Annotated in this window: 18 protein-coding genes, 1 rRNA gene and 1 pseudogene (1 of these 20 cut by a window edge); 14 read left to right on the plus strand and 6 right to left on the minus strand. The window is 34.5% G+C overall.

The window, feature by feature from the left end; all coding sequences use genetic code 11:
- Positions 1–21 precede the first annotated feature (21 nt).
- Both rplS and ACSIGC_RS03910 read left to right on the plus strand, forming a co-directional pair.
- Positions 22–369, plus strand: coding sequence for a 50S ribosomal protein L19 (rplS, locus tag ACSIGC_RS03905; protein WP_442266856.1), 348 nt, complete (start codon positions 22–24; stop codon positions 367–369).
- Positions 370–543: 174 nt separating this feature from the next.
- Positions 544–2,769 (plus strand): NADP-dependent isocitrate dehydrogenase, encoded by a 2,226-nt coding sequence (locus tag ACSIGC_RS03910; protein WP_442266857.1) that lies wholly within the window; start codon positions 544–546, stop codon positions 2,767–2,769.
- A gap of 59 nt (positions 2,770–2,828) precedes the next feature.
- Here the strand turns inward: ACSIGC_RS03910 and ACSIGC_RS03915 are convergent.
- Together ACSIGC_RS03915 and ACSIGC_RS03920 are read right to left on the minus strand one after the other, a co-directional pair.
- A protein-coding gene (locus ACSIGC_RS03915) for an IS3 family transposase (protein WP_442266462.1) occupies positions 2,829–4,123 on the minus strand; the annotation gives its coding sequence in 2 pieces (ribosomal slippage) (positions 2,829–3,757 and positions 3,757–4,123; 1,296 coding nt in all).
- Between the two features lie 126 nt (positions 4,124–4,249).
- Entirely contained in the window at positions 4,250–5,080 is an 831-nt protein-coding gene (locus tag ACSIGC_RS03920) for a mechanosensitive ion channel family protein (protein ID WP_442266858.1), read from the minus strand.
- A gap of 87 nt (positions 5,081–5,167) precedes the next feature.
- Here ACSIGC_RS03920 and murQ point away from each other — a divergent pair, with 87 nt between their 5' ends.
- From murQ to ACSIGC_RS03975, 11 genes and pseudogenes are all read left to right on the plus strand, one after another.
- Entirely contained in the window at positions 5,168–5,989 is an 822-nt protein-coding gene (murQ, locus tag ACSIGC_RS03925; RefSeq protein WP_442266859.1) for an N-acetylmuramic acid 6-phosphate etherase, read from the plus strand.
- Positions 5,979–6,215, plus strand: coding sequence for a DUF6095 family protein (locus ACSIGC_RS03930; protein WP_442266860.1), 237 nt, complete (start codon positions 5,979–5,981; stop codon positions 6,213–6,215). The genes murQ and ACSIGC_RS03930 overlap by 11 nt, the downstream gene beginning before the upstream one ends.
- The gene (locus ACSIGC_RS03935) at positions 6,215–7,261 is read left to right on the plus strand and encodes a D-alanine--D-alanine ligase (protein ID WP_442266861.1); all 1,047 of its coding nucleotides are present in this window, start codon (positions 6,215–6,217) and stop codon (positions 7,259–7,261) included. Before ACSIGC_RS03930 ends, ACSIGC_RS03935 begins: the two co-directional genes overlap by 1 nt.
- A 405-nt stretch (positions 7,262–7,666) precedes the next feature.
- A pseudogene (locus ACSIGC_RS03940) lies at positions 7,667–8,329 on the plus strand (DUF7151 family protein); the annotation flags it as partial.
- Positions 8,330–8,399: 70 nt separating this feature from the next.
- A complete protein-coding gene (locus ACSIGC_RS03945) occupies positions 8,400–14,066 on the plus strand; it encodes a hypothetical protein (protein WP_442266862.1) in 5,667 nt (1,888 codons plus the stop codon).
- 53 nt (positions 14,067–14,119) lie between these two features.
- On the plus strand, positions 14,120–14,347 hold the full coding sequence (locus tag ACSIGC_RS03950) for a hypothetical protein (RefSeq protein WP_442267777.1): 228 nt from the start codon (positions 14,120–14,122) through the stop codon (positions 14,345–14,347).
- A gap of 16 nt (positions 14,348–14,363) precedes the next feature.
- Positions 14,364–15,074, plus strand: a complete 711-nt coding sequence (locus ACSIGC_RS03955; RefSeq protein ID WP_442266863.1) for a hypothetical protein — start codon at positions 14,364–14,366, stop codon at positions 15,072–15,074.
- A gap of 13 nt (positions 15,075–15,087) precedes the next feature.
- Positions 15,088–16,626 (plus strand): PA14 domain-containing protein, encoded by a 1,539-nt coding sequence (locus ACSIGC_RS03960; protein WP_442266864.1) that lies wholly within the window; start codon positions 15,088–15,090, stop codon positions 16,624–16,626.
- Between the two features lie 235 nt (positions 16,627–16,861).
- A complete protein-coding gene (locus ACSIGC_RS03965; RefSeq protein WP_442266865.1) occupies positions 16,862–17,575 on the plus strand; it encodes a hypothetical protein in 714 nt (237 codons plus the stop codon).
- Between the two features lie 384 nt (positions 17,576–17,959).
- Complete coding sequence (locus ACSIGC_RS03970) at positions 17,960–19,090, plus strand: gliding motility-associated C-terminal domain-containing protein (protein WP_442266866.1); 1,131 nt, start codon at positions 17,960–17,962, stop codon at positions 19,088–19,090.
- Positions 19,091–19,116: 26 nt separating this feature from the next.
- Entirely contained in the window at positions 19,117–19,911 is a 795-nt protein-coding gene (locus ACSIGC_RS03975) for a glycosyltransferase (RefSeq protein WP_442266867.1), read from the plus strand.
- Here ACSIGC_RS03975 and ACSIGC_RS03980 read toward each other — a convergent pair.
- Both ACSIGC_RS03980 and ACSIGC_RS03985 read right to left on the minus strand, forming a co-directional pair.
- Complete coding sequence (locus tag ACSIGC_RS03980; protein ID WP_442266868.1) at positions 19,908–20,501, minus strand: class I SAM-dependent methyltransferase; 594 nt, start codon at positions 20,499–20,501, stop codon at positions 19,908–19,910. The genes ACSIGC_RS03975 and ACSIGC_RS03980 overlap by 4 nt on opposite strands.
- Positions 20,501–22,549: a tetratricopeptide repeat protein gene (locus ACSIGC_RS03985; RefSeq protein WP_442266869.1), complete on the minus strand. Its 2,049-nt coding sequence runs from the start codon at positions 22,547–22,549 to the stop codon at positions 20,501–20,503. Before ACSIGC_RS03985 ends, ACSIGC_RS03980 begins: the two co-directional genes overlap by 1 nt.
- Before the next feature lie 63 nt (positions 22,550–22,612).
- Between ACSIGC_RS03985 and ACSIGC_RS03990 the strand changes: the two genes are divergently transcribed.
- Positions 22,613–23,572 carry a glycosyltransferase family 2 protein gene (locus ACSIGC_RS03990; RefSeq protein ID WP_442266870.1) on the plus strand — a complete coding sequence of 320 codons (960 nt, stop codon included), beginning with the start codon at positions 22,613–22,615 and terminating at the stop codon, positions 23,570–23,572.
- Here the strand turns inward: ACSIGC_RS03990 and ACSIGC_RS03995 are convergent.
- On the minus strand, positions 23,559–24,062 hold the full coding sequence (locus ACSIGC_RS03995; protein WP_442266871.1) for a DinB family protein: 504 nt from the start codon (positions 24,060–24,062) through the stop codon (positions 23,559–23,561). The genes ACSIGC_RS03990 and ACSIGC_RS03995 overlap by 14 nt on opposite strands.
- A gap of 249 nt (positions 24,063–24,311) precedes the next feature.
- Positions 24,312–24,412 (minus strand): 5S ribosomal RNA (rrf, locus tag ACSIGC_RS04000); it runs 8 nt beyond the window's last position.

Here is a 24,412-nt window from a genome sequence, read left to right on the forward strand (position 1 = left end):
AAACTACAAGATTTTAAACAAATGGATTTAATTAAATTTGTTCAAGACGAATTCGTAACAAGAAACGATTTACCAGAATTCGCAGCAGGAGATACAATTACTGTATACTACGAAATTAAAGAAGGAAACAAGACTCGTACTCAGTTCTTTAGAGGAGTTGTAATTCAAAGAAGAGGAAGTGGTTCTTCTGAAACTTTTACAATCAGAAAAATGTCTGGTACAGTTGGAGTTGAGCGTATTTTCCCAGTTAATTTACCATCTATTCAAAAGATTGAAATTAACAAAAGAGGTAAAGTTCGTAGAGCTAGAATTTTCTACTTCAGAGGTCTTACTGGTAAGAAAGCAAGAATCAAAGAAAGAAGAATCTAATCTGTCTTTTAAAAATATTAAAAAGCGATGCATAAAGCATTGCTTTTTTTTTGTTTCATATATAACAAATCCCAAATAAGAGTTAACTTTTTTTTTAATAAGAAATTAACTTTAAAAAAACCAATTGTAATACTTAAATTTGCATCACTTCAAATTAAAATAACTAGATAATTTATGAGCGCAACTGCAAAAATTATGTATACAAAAACAGACGAGGCTCCAGCGCTTGCTACCCGTTCGTTTTTGCCTATCGTAAAAGCATATACAAAATCATCTAACATAGAAATTGAAACTAAAGATATTTCTTTGGCTGGTAGAATTTTAGCAAACTTTTCTGAATACTTAACAGAAGATCAAAAAGTAGAAGATGCATTAGCATTTTTAGGAGAATTAGCTACAAAACCAGAAGCTAACATTATAAAGTTACCAAATATTAGTGCTTCTGTTCCTCAATTAAAAGCAGCTGTTAAAGAACTACAAGCTTTAGGTTACGCTTTACCTGATTATCCTGAAGAAGTTGAAACTGAAGAAGACAAAAAAGTTTTAGCTTTATATAACAAAGTAAAAGGTTCTGCAGTAAATCCTGTGTTACGTGAAGGAAATTCTGATCGTCGTGCACCTAAAGCAGTTAAAAATTATGCAAAGAAAAATCCACATTCTATGGGAGCTTGGAGTTCAGACTCTAAAACTCACGTAGCTACAATGGGAGAAAATGACTTTGCTCACAACGAAAAATCTGTAACAGTTTCTAATGCTACAGATGTTAAAATAGTACATACAGATGCTAGTGGTTCTGAAACCGTTTTAAAAGCTAGCACTACTTTATTAGCAGGAGAAATTATTGATGCTTCTGTTATGAATAAAAAAGCTTTATTAGCTTTCTTAGATAAAGAAATTAAAGATGCTAAAGATCAAGGTATCTTATTTTCTTTACACATGAAAGCTACAATGATGAAGGTTTCTGATCCAATTATTTTTGGACATGCAGTAAGAACTTTCTTTAAAGACGTTTTTGCTAAACATGGTGAAACTTTTGAAGAAATTGGAGTTGACGTTAATAACGGTTTTGGAAACTTATTAAGCAATTTAGAAGAAGTTTCTGCTGAAAAGAAAGCTGAAATTTTAGCTGATATTGAAGCTGTTTACGCTAGCAATCCTGATTTAGCTATGGTAGATTCTGATAAAGGAATTACAAATTTACATGTTCCTTCAGATGTTATTATTGATGCTTCTATGCCAGCTATGATTCGTACTTCTGGTCAAATGTGGAATAAAGAAGGAAAGCAACAAGATACTAAAGCTGTAATTCCAGATAGTTCTTATGCTTCATTATACCAAGCTACTATTCAATTCTGTAAAGAAAATGGCGCTTTTGATCCAACAACAATGGGAACTGTTCCTAATGTAGGATTAATGGCAAAGAAAGCAGAAGAATATGGATCTCATGACAAAACTTTTGAAATAGCTGCTGATGGAAAAGTTTCTGTAATCGATAGCGAAGGAAATACTTTAATTGAGCATACTGTTGAAAAAGGAGACATCTGGAGAATGTGTCAGACTAAAGATGCTCCAGTTAAAGATTGGGTAAAACTAGCTGTAACTAGAGCTAAAGCTATGCAAGCTCCTGCAGTATTTTGGTTAGATAAAAATAGAGCTCACGATGCTGAATTAATTAAAAAAGTAGAAGCTTACTTACCAGAACATGATACAACTGGATTAGAAATTTTAATCAAATCTGTTTCTGAAGCAACTTCATATACTTTAGCAAGAGTTAAAAACGGAGAAGATACTATTTCTGTTACAGGAAACGTATTACGTGACTACTTAACAGATTTATTCCCTATTTTAGAATTAGGTACTTCTGCTAAAATGTTATCTATTGTTCCTTTAATGAATGGTGGTGGTTTATTTGAAACTGGTGCTGGTGGATCTGCTCCTAAACACGTACAACAATTTGTTAGAGAAAATCATTTACGCTGGGATTCTTTAGGTGAATTCTTAGCTTTAGCTGTTTCTTTAGAACACTTAGGACAAACTAACAATAACGATAAAGCGTTAGTTTTAGCTGAAACTTTAGATGACGCTATTGAGAAGTTATTAGATAATAAAAAATCTCCTTCTAGAAAAGCTGGAGAATTAGATAACAGAGGTAGTCATTTCTATTTAGCTATGTATTGGGCTGAAGAATTAGCTAATCAATCTAAAAACGAAGAATTAAAAACACAATTCGCTTCTGTAGCTGAAAATATGAAAGCTAACGAAGATAAAATTGTAAATGAATTAAACGAAGTACAAGGTAAAGCTATTGAAATAGGTGGATACTATGTACCAAATGATAATTCAGCTGATAGTTTCATGAGACCTAATGAAACTTTAAACGCGATATTAACAGAAGTATAAATTTTATACTTTTTGACTAGTCCTAAATAACCGTTACAGTTATTTATTGATTAAATATATTAAACATCATCTAAAGCTATAGCTTTAGATGATGTTTTTTTTCGATATGATTTTATCTTCATTTTATTTTGTTGATGTGCCTGGTTAGGAGTTTTAAAATGACATGACCAATGCGGTCTTTTAGAGTTATAAATAGTTATTGATTGCTTTACTATTTTCTTCATTATCTTAATATCTAGATTTGTGGTAGCAATAAAGAACTCTTGTTTTAAGATTCCATTAACCCGTTCAGCTATCGCATTTTGATATGGATCGTATGATTCTGTCATACTACATTTAATATTATGTTTTGATAAAATATTTTGATAGATGTTACTACAGTACTGCAATCCTCTATCTGAATGATGGATAAGTTCCTTCTCTGGATATACTCTATTTTTCATAGCTATCTCCAAGGCTTTTACCGTTGAGCTTACTTCTAAAGTTTTATCCAAATGATATCCTATGATTTTCTTAGAATATGCATCTGTAATTAATGATAAATACATAGGGTTCTTACGATTGCCTAAATATGTAATATCTGCTACCCATACTTGTTCTGGTCTATTTATTTCCAGATTTTCAATAAGATTAGTATGTTTTCTAAAACGATGATGAGAGTTGGTTGTAATGTGATAACTCTTTTGTCGTTTTATCAATAGTTTATTAGCTCGTAAAATATCAAATAATCGATCTCTTCCAACAGCTAAACTGCTTAATTCCTCCGAAAGAAGATAATACAGTTTTCTTGTCCCAATCCTTGGTTGTTCCATTCTTACACGCTTAACCAATTCAACAACCTTATTGGCTATTGATTGAGATTTCTTAACTCTATAGTTAGCTTGATAATAGACCTGTCTGCTAAACCCAAGTAATTTACAGGTAGAAGAAATACTTTCTTTCTTTTGTAAAACAAACATATCAATTACTCGGTTTTGGAGTTTTTTCTAATAGGAATATTATACTCTTTCTCAGCTAAATCAATCATCATATCAAACAGTATCGCTTTCTTCTCTGATGCTGCTGCTTGAGCTTTTAAACGATTGTTTTGCTTTTCTAATTGACGTAATTTTTGCTCTAACTCTAATAATTTTTGTTCTGGTGATTTTGGCATATTAGATGGTGTTTGATCAGTCCAATCAAAGTTACCATATTTTCTCAACCATACTAAAACAGTACTTCTTCCTTGAATCCCATATTTAAGTTGAGCTTGTTTGTAGGTTAATTCGCCTTTTTCTACTTCCGATACAACCGAAAGTTTAAAACTCATCGTATAATCTTTCTGAGTACGTTTGCGGTAAATGTTGTCGTTCATAAGGTTACAAATTTGTGTAACGCTATTTCAGGACGAGACATTTTAAAATATAAAAAAAGCCGGTTATATAACCGGCTTTTTTATTATTGTGTGTCTCGTCCTGAAATAAGTTGACACAAATTTGACTTATTTATTCATAGTTACTATTCTTTGCGGTAATGGAGCTTCATATCCTGCTGCGCCTAAAGCTTCTACAATCTTCTGACGAGTATCCCAATATACATCCCAATAATTATTACAATCTACATAAGGTAAAGCTAACAACTCAACACTATTAACTCCTAAATTATTTACTGCAACTCTTGGCTCCTTCCCTTCTCCACTTAAAACATTTACATCATTTCTTAAAACATCAAGAACGATTTGCTTTGCTTTTTCTATATCAGATCCATATCTAATAGCAAAAGGCATATCTACTCTTAAATTACCTATTGCTGTTAAGTTTGTTATTTTATTTGATGTAATTGCTGAATTTGGAATAATTTCAGTTTCATTTTGAAAAGTTTCTATTACCGTAACAAAAACAGAAATCTCTTTCACAAAACCAAAAGCTCCATTTGTTTTAATTAAATCACCGACCTTAAATGGTCTAAAAATTAAAAGCATTACACCAGATGCCAAATGTCCAAGAGATCCATTAAATGCACTTCCTATTGCAAAAGCTGCCGCTGCTATAACAGCCGCAAAAGACGCAGTAGGAACACCAACTATTCCTGCAATTGAAATTAATAATAATGCTTTTAAAGCAAAACCTATTAGTGTTATTAAAAACGGACGCAAAGTTTCATCTACATGTTTTGTTTCAAATACTCTTGAAATTCCTTTCATGATCATTCTTATAACCCATAAACCTAGAATTAAAGCTGCTAAAGCTCCTAGTAATTTCAATCCCCAATCTCCAAAACCTGAAGCAATTGAATTATAAAAATTTGAAAGTGAATTTGTTAATGTTTCCATATTTTGATTTTTTATTGATTTAAATATTAGACACTTCTAATCAATTTTAGTCACCATCTTAAGAAGAATAAATTGTAAATTTGGTGTATGAAATTTTTTAAAACTACCGAACAAGATTCTAAGTATGAAGATCTTGAAAAAATGGATCTTGAAGAATTATTAGTTAATATTAATAATGAAGATAAAACTGTACCTAATGCAGTGGAAAAAGCAATTCCACAAATAAAACAATTGGTAGAAGTAGCTGTTAACAAACTAAAAAATAATGGGCGCTTGTTTTATCTTGGTGCTGGTACTAGTGGTAGATTAGGTGTTGTAGATGCCTCTGAATGCCCTCCTACATTTGGTGTTTCTCATGATCTTGTTATTGGTTTAATTGCAGGTGGTGATACTGCTATTCGTAAAGCTGTAGAATTTGCAGAAGATTCTACTGAACAAGGATGGTTAGATCTTGTAAATTATAAAGTTTCAGAAAAAGACATTGTTATAGGAATAGCAGCATCTGGTACTACTCCTTATGTAGTTAATGCTTTAAAAAAATGTAATGATAATAATATAGTAACAGGATGTATTACTTGTAATGAAAAAAGTCCTTTAGCTTTAACCGCTAAATTTCCTATTACAGTAATTGTTGGACCTGAATTTGTAACTGGTAGTTCACGTATGAAAGCTGGTACAGCACAAAAATTAGTTTTAAATATGATTTCTACGACTTCAATGATACAACTAGGTAAAGTCAAAGGAAATAAAATGGTAGACATGCAACTATCCAATAAAAAATTAGTGGAAAGAGGTGAAAAAATGTTAGTTTCAGAATTAAATATAGACCAACGCACAGCCAAAGAACTATTAAACAAATATGGAAATGTTAGAGAAGCTATAAGTAAATATAATGCAAATGACAGATAAATCTTATGAAAAACCAATTAAGAAATTTCTAATTTTATTATCATTATTAGTTATTTCTCCTGTTATATTAAGCTTGGCTTTTAGAGCTCAAAGAGCTTTTAAAGAGATGCCTAAAATAATTATAGCATATGTTTTATTGTTTTTAGGTATTTTGCTAATATTATATACGGTTTACTTTGGATTTAAAACATTTAAATCTTTATTAGATACTTTATTTGAAGATTAATGACTAAAACAAAATTTGAAAAAATAAGAAACTGGGAATATTGGCCTTCGTTAATGTTTTATGTCCCTAATCTACCCTATGCTTTTTATTTAGCAATTAGAGCTAAACACCCTGCATTTTTCAGTGCTGCAAATCCAGCTATAAAGAGTTCAGGAAATGGTACAGAAAGTAAATTCAAAACCATCCAATTAGTACCTGAAAAATATCGCCCAAAATCAATTTTAATAAAGCCTAATAGTGAATTTAAAACTGTAATTAATGAATTAAAAATTCAAAAAATTACTTTCCCACTAATAGCTAAACCAGATATTGGATTTAGAGGCTTACTAGTTAAGAAAATAAATACTGAAAGTGAATTAGAACAATATTTAATAAACTATCCTATTGATATAATTATTCAAGAATTTTTACTTCATGAAAATGAGTGTGGTATTTTTTATCACAGAAATCCAAATAAAGATAAAGGTTACATAAGCTCAATTACTCTTAAAAAATTTTTAACAGTTACTGGAGATGGAAAATCAACACTAAGAGAGTTAATCACAAACGATGATAGAGCATCTATGTATTTAAATTTACTTGAAAAAATTCATGCCACAAATTTAAAAACTATTCCTGAAATTGGAAAAATAATTAAACTCACTGTTATAGGTAATCACTCTAAAGGAACTCAATTTATAAATGGAAACCACTTAATATCAAAAGAACTAGAAGAAACATTTGATCATTTAAGTAATTCTATCAATGGATGGTATTATGGAAGAGTAGATTTAAAATATAATTCTTTTGAAAATTTAGAAAATGGAACAGATTTTAAAGTTTTAGAAATTAATGGGATTATAGCAGAACCAACCCACATTTATGATTCCAAAAAATTTTCTTACTTTCAGGCACTGAAAGCTATTAGAACTCATTGGGAATCCTTATTTCAAATAGCAATTATAAATCATAAAACAAATAAAGTCCCATACAAAAGCACAAAAAAATTTATTTTAGAAATGTTTGAACTTAAAAACTACATTTCTTCAATTAAAAAATTTCAATAAATCAAAATACATTATGTATTCCATCTTAAATTTAACAATATAAACTAACTAAAATCCAAACTAAAGTGTATGAAACAATTAAAAATTACATTTCATCGATAAAAATCATCCAATAAAAGAACAAAAACAACTTCCTAACCCAAATACACACTGCAAATCAAGTATTTGTGACTATTTTACGTTTTGTGTGTCTAAAAATATACAATACAATTTTATTACATTTATGCAATAAAAATTACCCCGATTATGAAGAAAATCATTACTATTTTAATAGCAATATTAGGATTTTCTAGTTATTCACAAGTAAAAGTTGGTGATAATCCCAACACTATAGATATCAACTCTTTACTTGAATTAGAAAGTTCTGAGAAAGTTTTCGTGCTTACAAGAGTATCAACTCTTCAAATGAATAGAATTACTCCATTAGAAGGTGCTCTAGTTTATAACACTGATGACAAATGCGTATATCAGTATACTGGAGATAAATGGACTAGCCTGTGTACTTCTGGAGGAGCTAGACAACTACTTTTTGATTCTAACACTAACATTTTAACTCTTTCTGATGGTAATTCAGTGGATCTTTCTTCTTTAATAAAAGATGATGACAATGACCCTAAAAATGAAGTAAATATATCTTTTAGAATAAATGGAGGAAATTTAGAAATAACCGATAGTAATGGTACTCTTTCCGTGTCTATCGCTGATATAGCAGCACAAGGAGCTCCTGGATTGGATGGAAGTAACTCAATTATAAATACAACTCAGGAACCTATCGGAATTAATTGTCCTACGGGGGGACAAAAAATAGAATATGGTATCGATGACAATAACAATGGGATTCTTGACAGTTTTGAAATTGATGGAACAAAATACATATGTAATGGTGCTACGGGTGCAACTGGAGCTACAGGAGTAAACGGATCGAATGGAATTAACGGAAATAATTCTATAATAAATACAACTATAGAGCCTGCTGGAACAAACTGTATTTCAGGAGGGCAAAGAATAGATTACGGTTCTGATGATAATAAAAACGGTGTTCTTGATCCTCTTGAAATTGATGGAACCACTTACATATGTAATGGTAGTACTGGAGCTACAGGTGTCACAGGGCAAACTGGAGCTATAGGAAACACAGGTGCAACAGGACAAACCGGGGCAACAGGACAAACTGGAGCTACAGGGCAAACCGGGGCAACGGGACAAACTGGAGCAACAGGTAATACAGGGGCTACTGGACAAACTGGAGCTACAGGAAACACAGGTACAACAGGACAAATTGGTGCCACTGGACAAACTGGAGTTACAGGTAATACAGGTGCTACTGGACAAACCGGAGCAACAGGACAAACTGGTGCTACTGGACAAACTGGAGCAACAGGACAAACTGGAGCTACAGGACAAACCGGAGCAACAGGACAAACTGGGGCAACAGGACAAACCGGAGCAACAGGACAAACTGGGGCAACAGGTAATACAGGTGCTACTGGACAAACCGGGGCAACGGGACAAACCGGAGCAACAGGACAAACTGGGGCAACAGGAAATACTGGTGCTGCTGGGCAAACTGGAGCAACAGGAAATACAGGTGCTACTGGACAAACCGGAGCAACAGGTAATACAGGGGCTACTGGACAAACTGGAGCTACAGGAAACACAGGTACAACAGGACAAACTGGTGCCACTGGGCAAACTGGAGCTACAGGAAACACAGGTGCTACTGGACAAACCGGAGCAACGGGTAACACTGGAACTACAGGAAATACAGGTGCTACTGGACAAACCGGAGCAACAGGAAGCACTGGAGCTACAGGTAATACAGGGGCTACTGGACAAACCGGGGCTACGGGAAATACTGGTGCTGCTGGGCAAACTGGGGCAACGGGTAATACAGGGGCTACAGGACAAACTGGGGCAACGGGTAATACAGGTACTACTGGACAAACTGGGGCAACAGGTAATACAGGGGCTACAGGACAAACTGGAGCAACAGGAAATACAGGTGCTACTGGACAAACTGGAGCAACAGGAAACACAGGTGCTACAGGACAAACTGGGACAACGGGAAATACTGGTGCTACTGGGCAAACTGGAGCTACAGGTACTACTGGACAAACCGGAGCAACAGGAAATACAGGTGCTACTGGACAAACCGGAGCAACAGGAAACACAGGTGCTACTGGGCAAACCGGAGCTACAGGAAACACTGGTGCCACGGGGCAAATCGGAGCTACAGGAAACACTGGTGCAACAGGACAAACTGGAGCTACTGGAAATACTGGTGCAACAGGTAATACAGGCGCAACTGGACAAACCGGAGCAACAGGAAATACTGGTGCTACTGGGCAAACTGGAGCTACAGGTGCTACTGGACAAACCGGAGCAACAGGAAACACAGGTGCTACTGGACAAACCGGAGCAACAGGAAAAACTGGGGCAACGGGACAAACTGGAGCAACAGGTAATACAGGCGCTACTGGACAAACCGGAGCAACAGGAAATACAGGTGCAACTGGACAAACTGGAGTTACAGGTAATACAGGTGCTACTGGACAAACCGGAGCAACGGGACAAACTGGAGCTACTGGACAAACCGGAGCTACAGGAAACACAGGTGCAACAGGACAAACTGGAGCAACGGGACAAACTGGAGCAACGGGACAAACTGGAGCAACGGGACAAACTGGAGCAACAGGTAATACAGGCGCTACTGGACAAACCGGAGCAACAGGAAATACAGGTGCTACTGGACAAACTGGAGCTACAGGAAATACAGGTGCTACTGGACAAACTGGAGCTACAGGAAACACAGGTGCAACAGGACAAACTGGAGCAACGGGACAAACTGGAGCTACTGGACAAACTGGGTCAACAGGAAATACAGGTGCTACTGGACAAACCGGAGCAACAGGACAAACTGGAGCTACTGGACAAACTGGTGCAACAGGAAATACAGGGGCTACAGGACAAACTGGAGTTACAGGTAATACAGGTGCTACTGGACAAACCGGAGCAACAGGACAAACTGGTGCTACTGGACAAACCGGAGCAACAGGAAATACTGGTGCTACTGGGCAAACTGGAGCTACAGGTGCTACTGGACAAACCGGAGCTACAGGAAACACAGGTGCTACTGGACAAACCGGAGCAACAGGAAACACAGGTGCTACTGGACAAACCGGAGCAACAGGAAAAACTGGGGCAACGGGACAAACTGGAGCAACAGGTAATACAGGCGCTACTGGACAAATCGGAGCAACAGGAAATACAGGTGCAACTGGACAAACTGGAGTTACAGGTAATACAGGTGCTACTGGACAAACCGGAGCAACAGGACAAACTGGTGCTACTGGACAAACTGGAGCAACAGGTAATACAGGCGCTACTGGACAAACCGGAGCAACAGGAAATACTGGTGCTACTGGTCAAACCGGAGCAACAGGAAACACAGGTGCTACTGGGCAAACCGGAGCAACAGGAAACACAGGTGCTACTGGACAAACCGGAGCAACAGGACAAACTGGGGCAACAGGTAATACAGGCGCTACTGGACAAACCGGAGCAACAGGAAATACAGGTGCTACTGGACAAACTGGAGCTACAGGAAATACAGGTGCTACTGGACAAACTGGAGCTACAGGAAACACAGGTGCAACAGGACAAACTGGAGCAACGGGACAAACTGGAGCTACTGGACAAACTGGGTCAACAGGAAATACAGGTGCTACTGGACAAACCGGAGCAACAGGACAAACTGGAGCTACTGGACAAACTGGGGCAACGGGACAAACTGGAGCTACAGGGCAAACCGGGGCAACGGGACAAACTGGAGCTACTGGACAAACCGGAGCTACTGGACAAACCGGAGCTACAGGAAACACAGGTGCAACAGGACAAACTGGAGCAACGGGACAAACCGGAGCAACAGGAAACACAGGTGCTACTGGACAAACCGGAGCAACAGGACAAACTGGTGCTACTGGACAAACTGGAGCAACAGGTAATACAGGCGCTACTGGACAAACCGGAGCAACAGGAAATACAGGTGCAACTGGACAAACTGGAGTTACAGGTAATACAGGTGCTACTGGACAAACTGGAGCAACAGGACAAACTGGTGCTACTGGACAAACTGGAGCAACAGGTAATACAGGCGCTACTGGACAAACCGGAGCAACAGGAAATACTGGTGCTACTGGTCAAACCGGAGCAACAGGAAACACAGGTGCTACTGGGCAAACCGGAGCAACAGGAAACACAGGTGCTACTGGACAAACTGGAGCTACTGGACAAACTGGAGCTACAGGACAAACTGGAGCTACAGGACAAACTGGTGCAACAGGTAATACAGGGGCTACTGGACAAACCGGAGCAACAGGAAATACAGGTGCAACTGGACAAACTGGAGCTACAGGAAATACAGGTGCTACTGGACAAACTGGAGCTACAGGAAACACAGGTGCAACAGGACAAACTGGAGCAACGGGACAAACCGGAGCAACAGGAAACACAGGTGCTACTGGACAAACCGGAGCAACAGGACAAACTGGGGCAACGGGACAAACTGGAGCAACAGGTAATACAGGCGCTACTGGACAAACCGGAGCAACAGGAAATACAGGTGCAACTGGACAAACTGGAGTTACAGGTAATACAGGTGCTACTGGACAAACCGGAGCAACAGGACAAACTGGTGCTACTGGACAAACTGGAGCAACAGGTAATACAGGCGCTACTGGACAAACCGGAGCAACAGGAAATACTGGTGCTACTGGTCAAACCGGAGCAACAGGAAACACAGGTGCTACTGGGCAAACCGGAGCAACAGGAAACACAGGTGCTACTGGACAAACCGGAGCAACAGGACAAACTGGAGCTACAGGACAAACTGGTGCAACAGGTAATACAGGGGCTACAGGACAAACTGGAGCAACAGGTAATACAGGGGCTACTGGACAAACCGGAGCAACAGGAAATACAGGTGCTACTGGACAAACTGGAGCAACAGGACAAACTGGAGCTACAGGACAAACCGGGGCAACGGGAAATACAGGCGCTACTGGACAAACCGGAGCAACAGGAAACACAGGTGCTACTGGACAAACCGGAGCAACAGGAAAAACTGGGGCAACGGGACAAACCGGAGCAACAGGACAAACTGGTGCAACAGGAAATACAGGGGCTACAGGACAAACTGGAGCTACAGGGCAAACCGGGGCAACGGGACAAACTGGAGCTACAGGAAATACAGGTGCTACTGGACAAACTGGAGCTACAGGTAATACAGGGGCTACTGGACAAACTGGTGCAACAGGTAATACAGGCGCTACTGGTCAAACTGGAGCAACAGGTAATACAGGCGCTACTGGACAAACCGGAGCTACAGGAAATACAGGTGCTACTGGACAAACTGGAGCTACAGGAAACACAGGTGCAACAGGACAAACTGGGACAACGGGAAATACTGGTGCTACTGGGCAAACCGGAGCTACAGGTAATACAGGGGCTACAGGACAAACTGGGACAACGGGAAATACTGGTGCTACTGGACAAACCGGAGCAACAGGAAATACAGGGGCTACTGGACAAACCGGAGCAACAGGACAAACTGGAGCTACTGGACAAACTGGTGCAACAGGAAATACAGGGGCTACAGGACAAACTGGGGCAACGGGACAAACTGGAGCTACTGGACAAACCGGAGCTACAGGAAACACAGGTGCAACAGGACAAACCGGAGCAACAGGACAAACTGGAGCTACAGGACAAACCGGAGCAACAGGAAAAACTGGGGCAACGGGACAAACTGGAGCAACAGGTAATACAGGCGCTACTGGACAAACCGGAGCAACAGGAAATACAGGTGCAACTGGACAAACTGGAGTTACAGGTAATACAGGTGCTACTGGACAAACCGGAGCAACAGGACAAACTGGTGCTACTGGACAAACTGGAGCAACAGGTAATACAGGCGCTACTGGACAAACCGGAGCAACAGGAAATACTGGTGCTACTGGTCAAACCGGAGCAACAGGTAATACAGGCGCTACTGGACAAACCGGAGCAACAGGAAACACAGGTGCTACTGGACAAACCGGAGCAACAGGAAAAACTGGGGCAACGGGACAAACTGGAGCAACAGGTAATACAGGCGCTACTGGACAAACCGGAGCAACAGGAAACACAGGTGCTACTGGGCAAACCGGAGCAACAGGAAACACAGGTGCTACTGGACAAACCGGAGCAACAGGACAAACTGGAGCTACAGGACAAACTGGTGCAACAGGTAATACAGGGGCTACTGGACAAACCGGAGCAACAGGAAATACAGGTGCAACTGGACAAACTGGAGTTACAGGTAATACAGGTGCTACTGGACAAACCGGAGCAACAGGACAAACTGGTGCTACTGGACAAACTGGTGCTACTGGACAAACTGGAGCAACAGGTAATACAGGCGCTACTGGACAAACCGGAGCAACAGGAAATACTGGTGCTACTGGTCAAACCGGAGCAACAGGAAACACAGGTGCTACTGGGCAAACCGGAGCAACAGGAAACACAGGTGCTACAGGACAAACTGGAGCAACAGGTAATACAGGGGCTACTGGACAAACCGGAGCAACAGGAAATACAGGTGCAACTGGACAAACTGGAGCTACAGGAAATACAGGTGCTACTGGACAAACTGGAGCTACAGGAAACACAGGTGCAACAGGACAAACTGGAGCAACGGGACAAACCGGAGCAACAGGAAACACAGGTGCTACTGGACAGACAGGTGCTACAGGAGATTCATTTATAAAAGCATTCGGAAAAGTAAATGGAACTACCGGAGCTCTAATTAGATCTCAAGGAGTGACATCTGTAACTAGAAATAGTACTGGTAATTATACTGTTACAATACCTGATAGAGGTAACTCAGATTATATAGTTCAATTAACTGTTTTAAGCCCTACTGGTTTGCAAATAACCGCTCAGGTTATAGCACAAACAAACACTACATTTACAGTACAACTTTATGGTTCTAATATTTTCTTGTATAATGTAGATCGTGACTGGTATTTTACTATAAAAGATTTATAAAATTGAAAAATAAAAAATGAAAAAAATAACCTTCTTATTTATATTTTTTTTTACGTCAATTAATTACGGACAAGTATTTTCTGGAACCCCTATTTCAGGATTTCCTAGTGGTACAACAACTCAAATAAATGCAATTCCAAATCCTGTTGAAGCAACCATAGCTTATAGTACCAATGAAAAGATATTTTATTATTATAACGGTACGACTTGGGTTCCTTTTAATATTTCTTCAAATACTATAGGAGATATTAAATATGGTGCACAAACAGCAGATCATTCAGGTTGGTATTTATTAAATGGTAGAAATATTTCAGATCTACCAATAAATGCACAAACTTCAGCTAATAATTTAGGCTTTTCTATTACACTTCCAAATGCATCTAATAGAGTTCTTAAACATCCTAATATTGGACAAAACATTGGAGATACTGGTGGACAAGTTAATACAACACTAACTCAAGCTAATTTACCCAATATTAATTTTACTGGAAGCACTAATGTAGCAGGAAATCATAGCCATACTATTCCAAGAAGAACAAGAACCTTTAGAGTTTTTAATAATGTGGATTCTAATATAACTTTCTTTGGAAATAATGGAACTACAAATACAAGCACAACAGGTAGCCATACTCATACAGTATCTATAAATAGTGGTGGTTTAAATCAGTCTTTTGAAAGATATCAACCTTATCTTGTTGTTAATACTTTCATTTATCTCGGCCAATAAAAAAATATTATATATGAGAAGTTTTATATCATTAGTAATAATAATTATACCAATATATATTTCTGCTCAAGTTTTTCCAGGAACGCCTGTTTCTGGTCTTCCTAGTGGAACAACAGCGCAAATATTAGCAACTGTAAGCCCTGTAGAAGGTGTTTTGGCTTATAGTACAGATCAAAAAATAATTTATTATTACGATGGAACGAATTGGGTTTCAACTAGTGGAAGTAACTGGTTATTAAATGGTAATGCTGGTACAAGTAACACAAATTTTTTAGGTACTATAGATGATGTTCGCATGCAAATACGTTCAAACAATTTACCTATTTTAGAATTTGGTAGAAGGGCTACTTTAGGACTTGTTCAAGGTTTTCCTGATTATACTGATATAAATCAACCTTTAGTTCATTTGAACGGAAATGGAAATATTGCTGCACTACAATTTGCTGCATCTGGTGCTTCATTTTATAAACCGATGTTTTTCACAACTTCTAATGGAAGTTTTCGACTTAAAGGTAGCTCTGGTGTTACAGATTTATTTGAAATAGGTTCAGGTGGCCCATCTAATGACGGGCGTTTAGAATTTATAATTGGGGATGACGGTGCAGAACCTATTATTTTTAAAAGGTATGATTATAGAAGAGGACAGTTTCATAAGGAATTATTTAGAGTTCAAGGAAGTAATAATACTGCAGATGCTAAAACTCGTTTTGGTATAAATTTAAACACAAACGAAATTCCTGTAGATAGTGATTATAATGATCCACAAACTGGATTTAATATTGCTAATTCAACTTTACAAGTTTCTGGTTCTATTTCTAAATCAATTGAAATAGTTACAGGAAATATTACATTAACAGAAGATCATCATACTATAATAGTTAATAATAATGCTTTAATAACACTTCCTCCAGCAAACACATGTAACGGAAGAGTTTATGTTATCAAAAATATTTCTGGGAGTACATTAAATATTTCTAATTATTTAAATCAAACAAATAATAATTCAACAACTATAGGTCCTATTAACTTATGGCTACAAAGTGATGGTAATAACTGGCAACAAATCAATAGTACTAGTACAGCAACTAATAATAATAATAATGGACTACAATATTACACTTGGAATATAACTAATACATCTCAACCTAATATTAATAACAAACGAACTTTGGGAGTATCAACAACTCAAGGTCAAACTACCTCCCTATTAGACAATACCTCTAGAGCCAATTTAGCTCCAGATAATGATGGGTATATAATTCATTATATAGGTACAATTAATGTTCAAAATACAGGTAATTTTACTTTTAATGCTAGATCAGACGATGGTTCTAGAATATATATTGATAATGTTTTAGTTGTTGAAAATTGGTTTGATCAAGGAGCTACAACTAGATCTGGAACAGTTACCTTAGCTGCAGGTGAGCATAAAATAGAATTTTGGTATTATGAAAATACTGGAAGTGATTTTATGCAATTTACTTGGGGAGCAAATCCAGATGGCTATACTGTTGGAAGTACAATTAATGCAAATCAATTTATCATCAAATAAAAATGGTTTCAAAAATTCAATACTTCTTTAAATATTTCGATTTATATGTTAAATAACAAATCACTAAGGATAAAATGAGAAAATTATTTAATAATATTCTATAAACCTTCTTATAGATAATTAACTTTACAATTTATAAAACTACTAACTTTTACGAAAAAACAAATTAAAACTTGTAACCTCATAAAAAACTAACAAAACTACTGCAATAAAAAGAAATAAAATAATGCAAAAAATGAAATATTTACTATTGTTATTCTTATTTAGTTCCTCAGTTTTTTTAGAAGCTCAAGTATTTCCAGGAACACCTGTTTCTGGTTTTCCTAGTGGAACTACAGCACAAATTACAAGTGTATCTAGTCCAGTAGAAGCAGTAATTGCATATAGTACAGATGAAAAAATATTCTATTATTTTGATGGAACAAGTTGGATTGCGTTAAGATCTGGTCCAAGCGTATATGTTGGTTTTTTTATAATAAACGCACCAGGGGGTACAACAGCTACAAACTTCAATCAAGTAATTAATGGAATTCCTTTTCAACCAAGTCAAATAACATTTATTGCTCACTCAAATATAGAAAACTTAAATGTAAATTCTGCTGGTTCAGGAGGTCTTAATACAGCAACACTTCAAAATGCATTTGGTACAGCAAACGGTTTTGCTAGAAATGATAGTGGTACTATAACTCAAGCAAGTATTTACATAGGAGGTAGTGGTAGTTCTATTAATTCAATTTCAAGATATTCATCAAATAGCCAATGCTTTGGTTTAAGATATGGAAATCAAAACGCTGTAAATATGGGAATCATTTCCGGAACTCTTACCTCATTCAATAATAATGGTTTTTCTATCAATGTTAATTATTCTTTAGGAGTATCTGGTAATACAAATAGAGATAATGATATTTTAGACGAAAGTTTAGTTGTCTTTTTTACCGCATATAAATAATCCCGCTTAAAAAAACTAAATAACTACCTGAATGTGACTTAATTAAACTTATTGTGTCTTAATAAGCGAGATTAACGATAAAATGAAGTGAAATTTTGCAATCAATACAACAAAAAAAGCACTTTATAACTAAAAACCAGCGTTTTATAATAATATTTAGTTTTTTTTTTGTAAGTTCGCAACGTTTTAAAAGACTAAGCTCACAGTTAATCCCTAATTAAAGATTATTCGTCGAAATAAATGTGAATATGTTTTTAATTAATTATGAGTTAAGTTGAATTTATAATAATGATTTTGAAAAATGATCATTTGCAAAAGAAAACTAATAGATTGTAAGTAAGTAGTAAGTAAATCCCAATAGGAATAATGAGAATTCTTTCCCTTATGCTGTTTTTAACGGCAGTAGTAATTAATGGCCAAACTGCTCTGAAAAATTTTGGAAATATTCAAATGCACAATGGAGCTGAAATAGGTTTTCATACAGATTTAATTAATGATGGACAATTTGAAAACAACCTTGGTTTTACAGGTTTTTACAGCGATAATGAAACTCGTATAGTATCAGGAAAAAACAGGCCAGTCTTTAATAATGTTGAAATTGACGCTATTAATGATTTACAATTAAATACTTCTTTAGGTATAAAAAACGAGTTAGAATATGTTAATGGAAAAGTACTAACTCCAAGAAATACAATACCTGTTTCTTTAGATTTTATTAGACACGATTTTTACGTTGGAGAAGATGATGATAGACATACAGATGGTTATGCATCTATAACTGGGAATAATGAATTTATTTTTCCTATTGGTGATGATAATAGATTCAGACCAATGATTACACCCAATCAAAACACTGAAACTTATTTTAATGGTGCTTACTTTTTTGAAGACCCTAATTCTCCATCAACATTTTCAGAAACTTTTACGACAGGAGAAAAACAAGTTTTTTTAAAAAACATCAGTACTTATGAATTTTGGGATTTAGATGGAGATAATAAAACTACTGTCACTTTAACTTGGGATACTTTTAGTTCAATTGAAAATATCTCGCCTGTTTTAAATTTCCTTAGAGTAGTTGGTTGGAGTAAATCTGAACAAAAATGGATAGATTTAGGTAACACTAATGTTTCTGGAGATTTAAATAATGGAAAAATTACTTCAAACGAATTTATTCCTAATGAATATGAAATAATTACAATAGGGTCTATTTTCTCTGATATAGAACTAGGAAGCGATAATTATTTAATATCTCCTAATGAGGATGATGTAAATGATGCTTTGGTTTTTGAAGGTCTTGAATTATATCGTAAAAACAAATTAACGGTATTTAATCGTTGGGGAAATATTGTATTTAAAGCAACAAATTACAAGAATAATTGGGAAGCTATTTCTAACGGTAGAGCAACTATTAAAGCAAGTAAAAAATTACCCGTTGGCACATATTTTTATACTCTTGAATTTGGTAATGATAGTATTAATAACTCAAGAAAAGGTTGGATTTATATTAATTATTAATTATTATTTTTGAATAAACTTTTTTCTTGATAGATCATACATTCGTCATACCAACATATAAAGAATCTCCATTTTTAGAATCTTGCATTTTAAATTTAAAAAAACAAACTATACCAAGTAATATTATTATTACCACTTCTACACCTACTGAACAAACTAGACGTGTAGCCCATAAATATAGCATTCCGTATTTTGTTAATAACAATGGAAAGTTCGGTATAGGAAACGATTGGAATTTTGCGTTGTCTAAAGTTAAGACTAAATTAGCCACGATCGCTCATCAAGACGATATATACGAGGATAAATACACCGAGAATATTTTAAAAGCTTCGTGCAAACAAGAAAATTCTTTATTATTTTTTACTGATTATAATGATTTGATTGGCAATGAAATTAGAAGTAACTCTCTAAATTATTTTATAAAAAAAACGCTACTCCTTCCTTTTTTAATTAAAAAAACTCATCACCGTCATTTTTTTAAGAAAAGTATTCTAATTTTTGGTGATGCTATTTGTTGTCCTTCTGTAACTTTAAATTTAAAAAACATAAAAGAACCTGACAGTTTGTTTTCTCCCAATCACAAATGTGTTTTAGATTGGATAGCCTGGTTAGAACTAGCTAAAGAAAAAGGGAGCTTCACTTTTATTAATAAAAAACTAATTCAACACAGAATTCACGAAAGCTCAGAAACATCTGTTTCATTAAACTCTGGAGTTCGAGAACAAGAAGAGTTTGAAGTTTTTAAAAATATTTGGGGAAAAGGTTTTGCTAAATTATTAATGCGTTTTTATTCTTTCGGACATAAAGATAATATCGTTTAGTTTTTCTGAGCTACAGATATAAACTCATTATACTTAAAAAACTTACCAACAAATCTCGGAAAAGGGAATGAATAAAACTTCTTATTCTCCACTCCTATTGTCGAAAATATTCTTTTTATAACTTCAAAATCTGTAAACTGTACATGTGTTTGATCTGATGCATAACCAGCTTCTTGAGGCGTAATTACAACTATTTTCCCATTATCTTTTAAAAATGGTAAATACTCTTTTAATAAATCTGAAGCTTGTTCTTCAGTCATATGTTCAGCAACGTGAGCCAACAATATCGAATCATAAGATTTTTCTTTACAATACTCTGAAGATAAGAATTCTTCATTTGTAAAAGCTGTTAGCCCTTTTTCTTTACAAATAGCTACCGAATCTTTATTATGATCTACTCCTACTCCATTTCCTTTAATATGAAGTAAATTTCTTCCAATTCCACAACCAATATCTAAGGTAAAACCTAAGTCTAATTTATTAATATTATACCTGTATGGCCTTTGAACATCTAACAATGTTTTCCACCATACAAACTGTTTGTCCACTAATCTTTCTGTATAATCTTTATCAATTGTGTTTTTACTCATTACTTCTGAAGTTTTAATTGGTTTTTCGCATAATTTAAGTTGTTTTTAGCCAAAACGAAATCTGGAGCTATTTCTATAGCCTTTTCACAAGCTTCTATTGCTTTCTCGTATTGTTTCATAGATGAGTACGAACTACAAATATTATTATAGGCTTGATAAAAATCAGGTTTTAAATCAAGTGCCTTTTCACAGGTTTTTATACACTCATTAAACATCCCTCTATTGTAATATAACAAGCTTAATTCTAAATACTTCCCCGCAGTAGGATTTATTTCTGCCTCCTCTGCCATCACAGTTAATTTATCTTTTTTATTTTTCGCTAAGTCTTTATGATCAAGAGCTACTTTGTCATTCGGTAAAATAGTTAGTGTCTTATTTACTAAATCATTTAACTTAGTCCATTCCTCTAAGCTATAATAAGTTCTAATAAGTAAATGTCTATTTGCTAAATTGTAGGGATTTAACTGAATTGCTTTTTCTCCATATACCATCGCTTTCTCTACATCACCTTTCTTACTCAATTCTCTTGCGTAATAGTAATAAGGTAAGTCATCATTAGGTTTTAACGCTATAGCTGAGTTAAAAAACTCTTCTGCCTTTTTATAATTTTTTGTTGCCGAATTAAGAATTCCTAAATTAATATGAAGTGTGTAATAATTTGGATAGATTTTAAGAGCTCTATTGAAATAACTTGATGCTTCTGGATAATTTCCTTTTGCCATTTGAGTAAGACCGTAATTCATCAAACCACGTCCGTTTTTAGGACTTTTCTGAGTTACGTCATACCAAAATGTTTCATCGTTTAACCAAACTTTGTTTCTTTGGTAAGTCCCGTAAGCAAAAGAAAATAAAACGACAAAAATCCCAGCTCTAACAATATTTATTTTCCATAAAGACCTGTTTAATTCATTTTCAAACTTTAAAACATATAAACCAATTGCATAAGTAATACTAAAAGTTAATCCGATAAATGGAAAAAACATTCTATGATCATTCATAACTTCGGAAAGTGGTGCTAGTGAAGTTGGTAATAAAGCAAACATAAACCAAAGTAATCCAAAAGAAATTGGTCGTGTTCTTTTTTGTAAAGAAGTTTTAACGGTTATATATATTAAAGCTATTAAAAACAATAATCCTGCGATAATTCTATCATCAAAAAAATTAGGAATAACAGTCCAATCAGTATCTCCACTTAAACTAAATGGTAAGAAAAAGCTTACGAAATAATGAAACCAAACAAAAGGCTGAGTTTGAATATAATGACCCAAATTATTTGATAAGCCTGCAATAGACCCAGTTTTTATTAATGTATAGGATTGAACTATAACAATACCAATAATTAAAGGAATTAACGCTAAAACTATATTTAAAGAGGTTTTTACGTTCTTAAGCTTGAAAAAATCAATTACAGACTTATCTTTTTCAAAAAAGAATATATATACAAACAACAGCATTGGTAATACTATAATTGTTTCTTTCGCTAATACTCCAATCATAGCCGGAATAATATATAAGTAATTTTTTCTTGTACTAGGTTTTAATATGAATAGACTAAAAGAAACTACAATGAAAAAAGTTGATAAAACATCTGATCTCGAAATAATGTAATTAATAGTTTCGGCATTTACTGTATGTATACCAAACCAACCCACTGCTAACAAACAAATGTATTCCATCCACTTGTGTTGAATTACATTAGTTGTTATTTTTTTAAACATAAAAAACATCAACACTAAAAGTGATATAAATACAATAAACGTTGATAAATGAAAATAAAAAGGGTCTAATCCTCCCGCAATCCAATAATCTATAGCTAATGTAGTTGTCACTACTGGTCTCAAACCCCAATGATCTTTAGAAGAACTTACCATTTTTGTATCAACAAAAAATTTGGGGATATTCTCAATACTTCTAATATTTACATTATTTACAATCGTATGACTGTCATCGAAATGAAATCCATTTTTAAAATGATTAGAATATGTAATTAGTAAGACTATAAACAGAATTCCTGATAATATTAAAATGTTTCTTTTCTTAACATTCATAAAAATAATCTATATTAGTTATTATAAATCCAAATTACTAAATTTTAGTCTATAATTTATCAGATGAATTCCAATTTTTCAAATCATAAAATAGCTATAATAATTCCTTATTATAATGCTTCAAAGCAAATCACTAGGGTCGTTTCTAAAATTCCAGGCTATATTCATTCTGTTATAATTGTTGACGATTGTGGTAAAGAACCTTTACCTGAAAAAGAAATAGCAACAATTCTTTCTAATAAAATTGAATTCATCTCTCTAAAAAATGAAATTAATTTAGGTGTTGGTGGAGCAACAAAAAAAGGATTTGAGTACGCCTTAGAGAATGAATTCGATATTGTTATTAAGGTTGATGCTGATGATCAAATGGATTTAAATTATCTTCCTGATTTATTAAATCCACTTATAGAAAACAAATCAGTAATAACGAAAGGAAATAGATTTAAAGATTTAAAAGCTCTAAAAGCTATGCCTTTTGTGAGAAAATTTGGAAATTTAGGTATTTCTTTTCTAACAAAAGCTGCTACAGGTTATTGGCATAATTTTGATCCAACAAATGGTTTTTTAGCAATAAAAACAAGTATTTTAAGAGAAGTTGACTTTTTTAAAATTCATAATAGATATTTTTTTGAAACTTCATTATTAGCAGAATTTTATTTTCAGAATGCCCAAATAATTGATATTGCTATGCCTGCTATATATGGAGATGAAAAATCCAATATGAATGTTTTTAAAATGCTTTATATTTTTTCAAAAAATTTAACTGTAACATTTTTCAAACGAATAGTAAAACGTTATTTTTTATATGATTTTAATATTGGATCAGTTTATTTATTAATAGGGGTTCCTTTATTTATTTTCGGAATAGTATTTGGGCTTAAAACATGGATTATTCATAGTTCTAATAATACATTTACACCTACCGGAACTATTATGATTATTACTTTATCTATAATTTTAGGTTTTCAATTACTTTTACAAGCAATTCAGATAGATATTACCAATGCTCCTAAAAACTCTTAATTTTTTTTTCACTTCGTGGAGTTGTTGGATTATAACCAAAATCATTATCTGGTAATTCTATACCTAGTTTTTCAATAATGAAACCAATACTCGCATAATGATGAATAGCATGGCTATGTGCTTGAACTAAAGCACTGGATAATGTATAATTGGTGGTGATTTTACCATTGCCTAAATCATCAGTGACTTGAACTATTTTATCAAAATCATTTTTATTTAAAGAACGAAGTTCGTTAATTACATCTGTAAAATATAATATACCAGCTTCAGTTTTTAATTGAGCTAATTCGTTTCTCTCTCTATCAGAAAAATCAATTTTACCTTTATCTAATCCTTTAAAAATACATGAAAAAACATCTAAAACGTGTCTCATATTATTTCCTATACTTGAATAATATGGAGGTACTGAACAGTCACTATATTGCTTATCAGATATGGAATTTAATAACTTTATACCTCTTTGAAGATTTTTCTCTATCGCATCAATCATTGATCAAAAATCTTAATTATTTTTTAATTCAAAAAATAATTTTAAATATAATTTAAACCTTTAACATCAATATTAAAACATATTAAAAAAGAATTCTTTATTATATTTTCTTAAAAGACCAGATAAATAAGCTTAATAGCATATTTATAAACTAGGAAAAATTTAATAATATCTATTTTAATATTTATAATAAATATTAAAAAACAAAAAATCCGATTAGTAAAAAACTAATCGGATTTTTGTTTAAAAGAAAGGCGACGACCTACTCTCCCACCAGTGGCAGTACCATCGGCGCTAATGGGCTTAACTTCTCTGTTCGGAATGGTAAGAGGTGAGCCCCATTGCTATAA

This window comes from Tenacibaculum aquaeponti, assembly GCF_052084715.1.
In the GTDB taxonomy this organism is placed as follows: domain Bacteria; phylum Bacteroidota; class Bacteroidia; order Flavobacteriales; family Flavobacteriaceae; genus Polaribacter.

Bases quoted from the DNA above. Each gene is read 5' to 3' on its own strand.
- rplS (WP_442266856.1), top strand. From the start codon at position 22: ATGGATTTAATTAAATTTGTTCAAGACGAATTCGTAACAAGAAACGAT.
- ACSIGC_RS03910 (WP_442266857.1), top strand. From the start codon at position 544: ATGAGCGCAACTGCAAAAATTATGTATACAAAAACAGACGAGGCTCCA.
- ACSIGC_RS03920 (WP_442266858.1), bottom strand. From the start codon at position 5,080: ATGGAAACATTAACAAATTCACTTTCAAATTTTTATAATTCAATTGCT.
- murQ (WP_442266859.1), top strand. From the start codon at position 5,168: ATGAAATTTTTTAAAACTACCGAACAAGATTCTAAGTATGAAGATCTT.
- ACSIGC_RS03930 (WP_442266860.1), top strand. From the start codon at position 5,979: ATGACAGATAAATCTTATGAAAAACCAATTAAGAAATTTCTAATTTTA.
- ACSIGC_RS03935 (WP_442266861.1), top strand. From the start codon at position 6,215: ATGACTAAAACAAAATTTGAAAAAATAAGAAACTGGGAATATTGGCCT.
- ACSIGC_RS03955 (WP_442266863.1), top strand. From the start codon at position 14,364: ATGAAAAAAATAACCTTCTTATTTATATTTTTTTTTACGTCAATTAAT.
- ACSIGC_RS03960 (WP_442266864.1), top strand. From the start codon at position 15,088: ATGAGAAGTTTTATATCATTAGTAATAATAATTATACCAATATATATT.
- ACSIGC_RS03965 (WP_442266865.1), top strand. From the start codon at position 16,862: ATGAAATATTTACTATTGTTATTCTTATTTAGTTCCTCAGTTTTTTTA.
- ACSIGC_RS03970 (WP_442266866.1), top strand. From the start codon at position 17,960: ATGCTGTTTTTAACGGCAGTAGTAATTAATGGCCAAACTGCTCTGAAA.
- ACSIGC_RS03980 (WP_442266868.1), bottom strand. From the start codon at position 20,501: ATGAGTAAAAACACAATTGATAAAGATTATACAGAAAGATTAGTGGAC.
- ACSIGC_RS03985 (WP_442266869.1), bottom strand. From the start codon at position 22,549: ATGAATGTTAAGAAAAGAAACATTTTAATATTATCAGGAATTCTGTTT.
- ACSIGC_RS03990 (WP_442266870.1), top strand. From the start codon at position 22,613: ATGAATTCCAATTTTTCAAATCATAAAATAGCTATAATAATTCCTTAT.
- ACSIGC_RS03995 (WP_442266871.1), bottom strand. From the start codon at position 24,062: ATGATTGATGCGATAGAGAAAAATCTTCAAAGAGGTATAAAGTTATTA.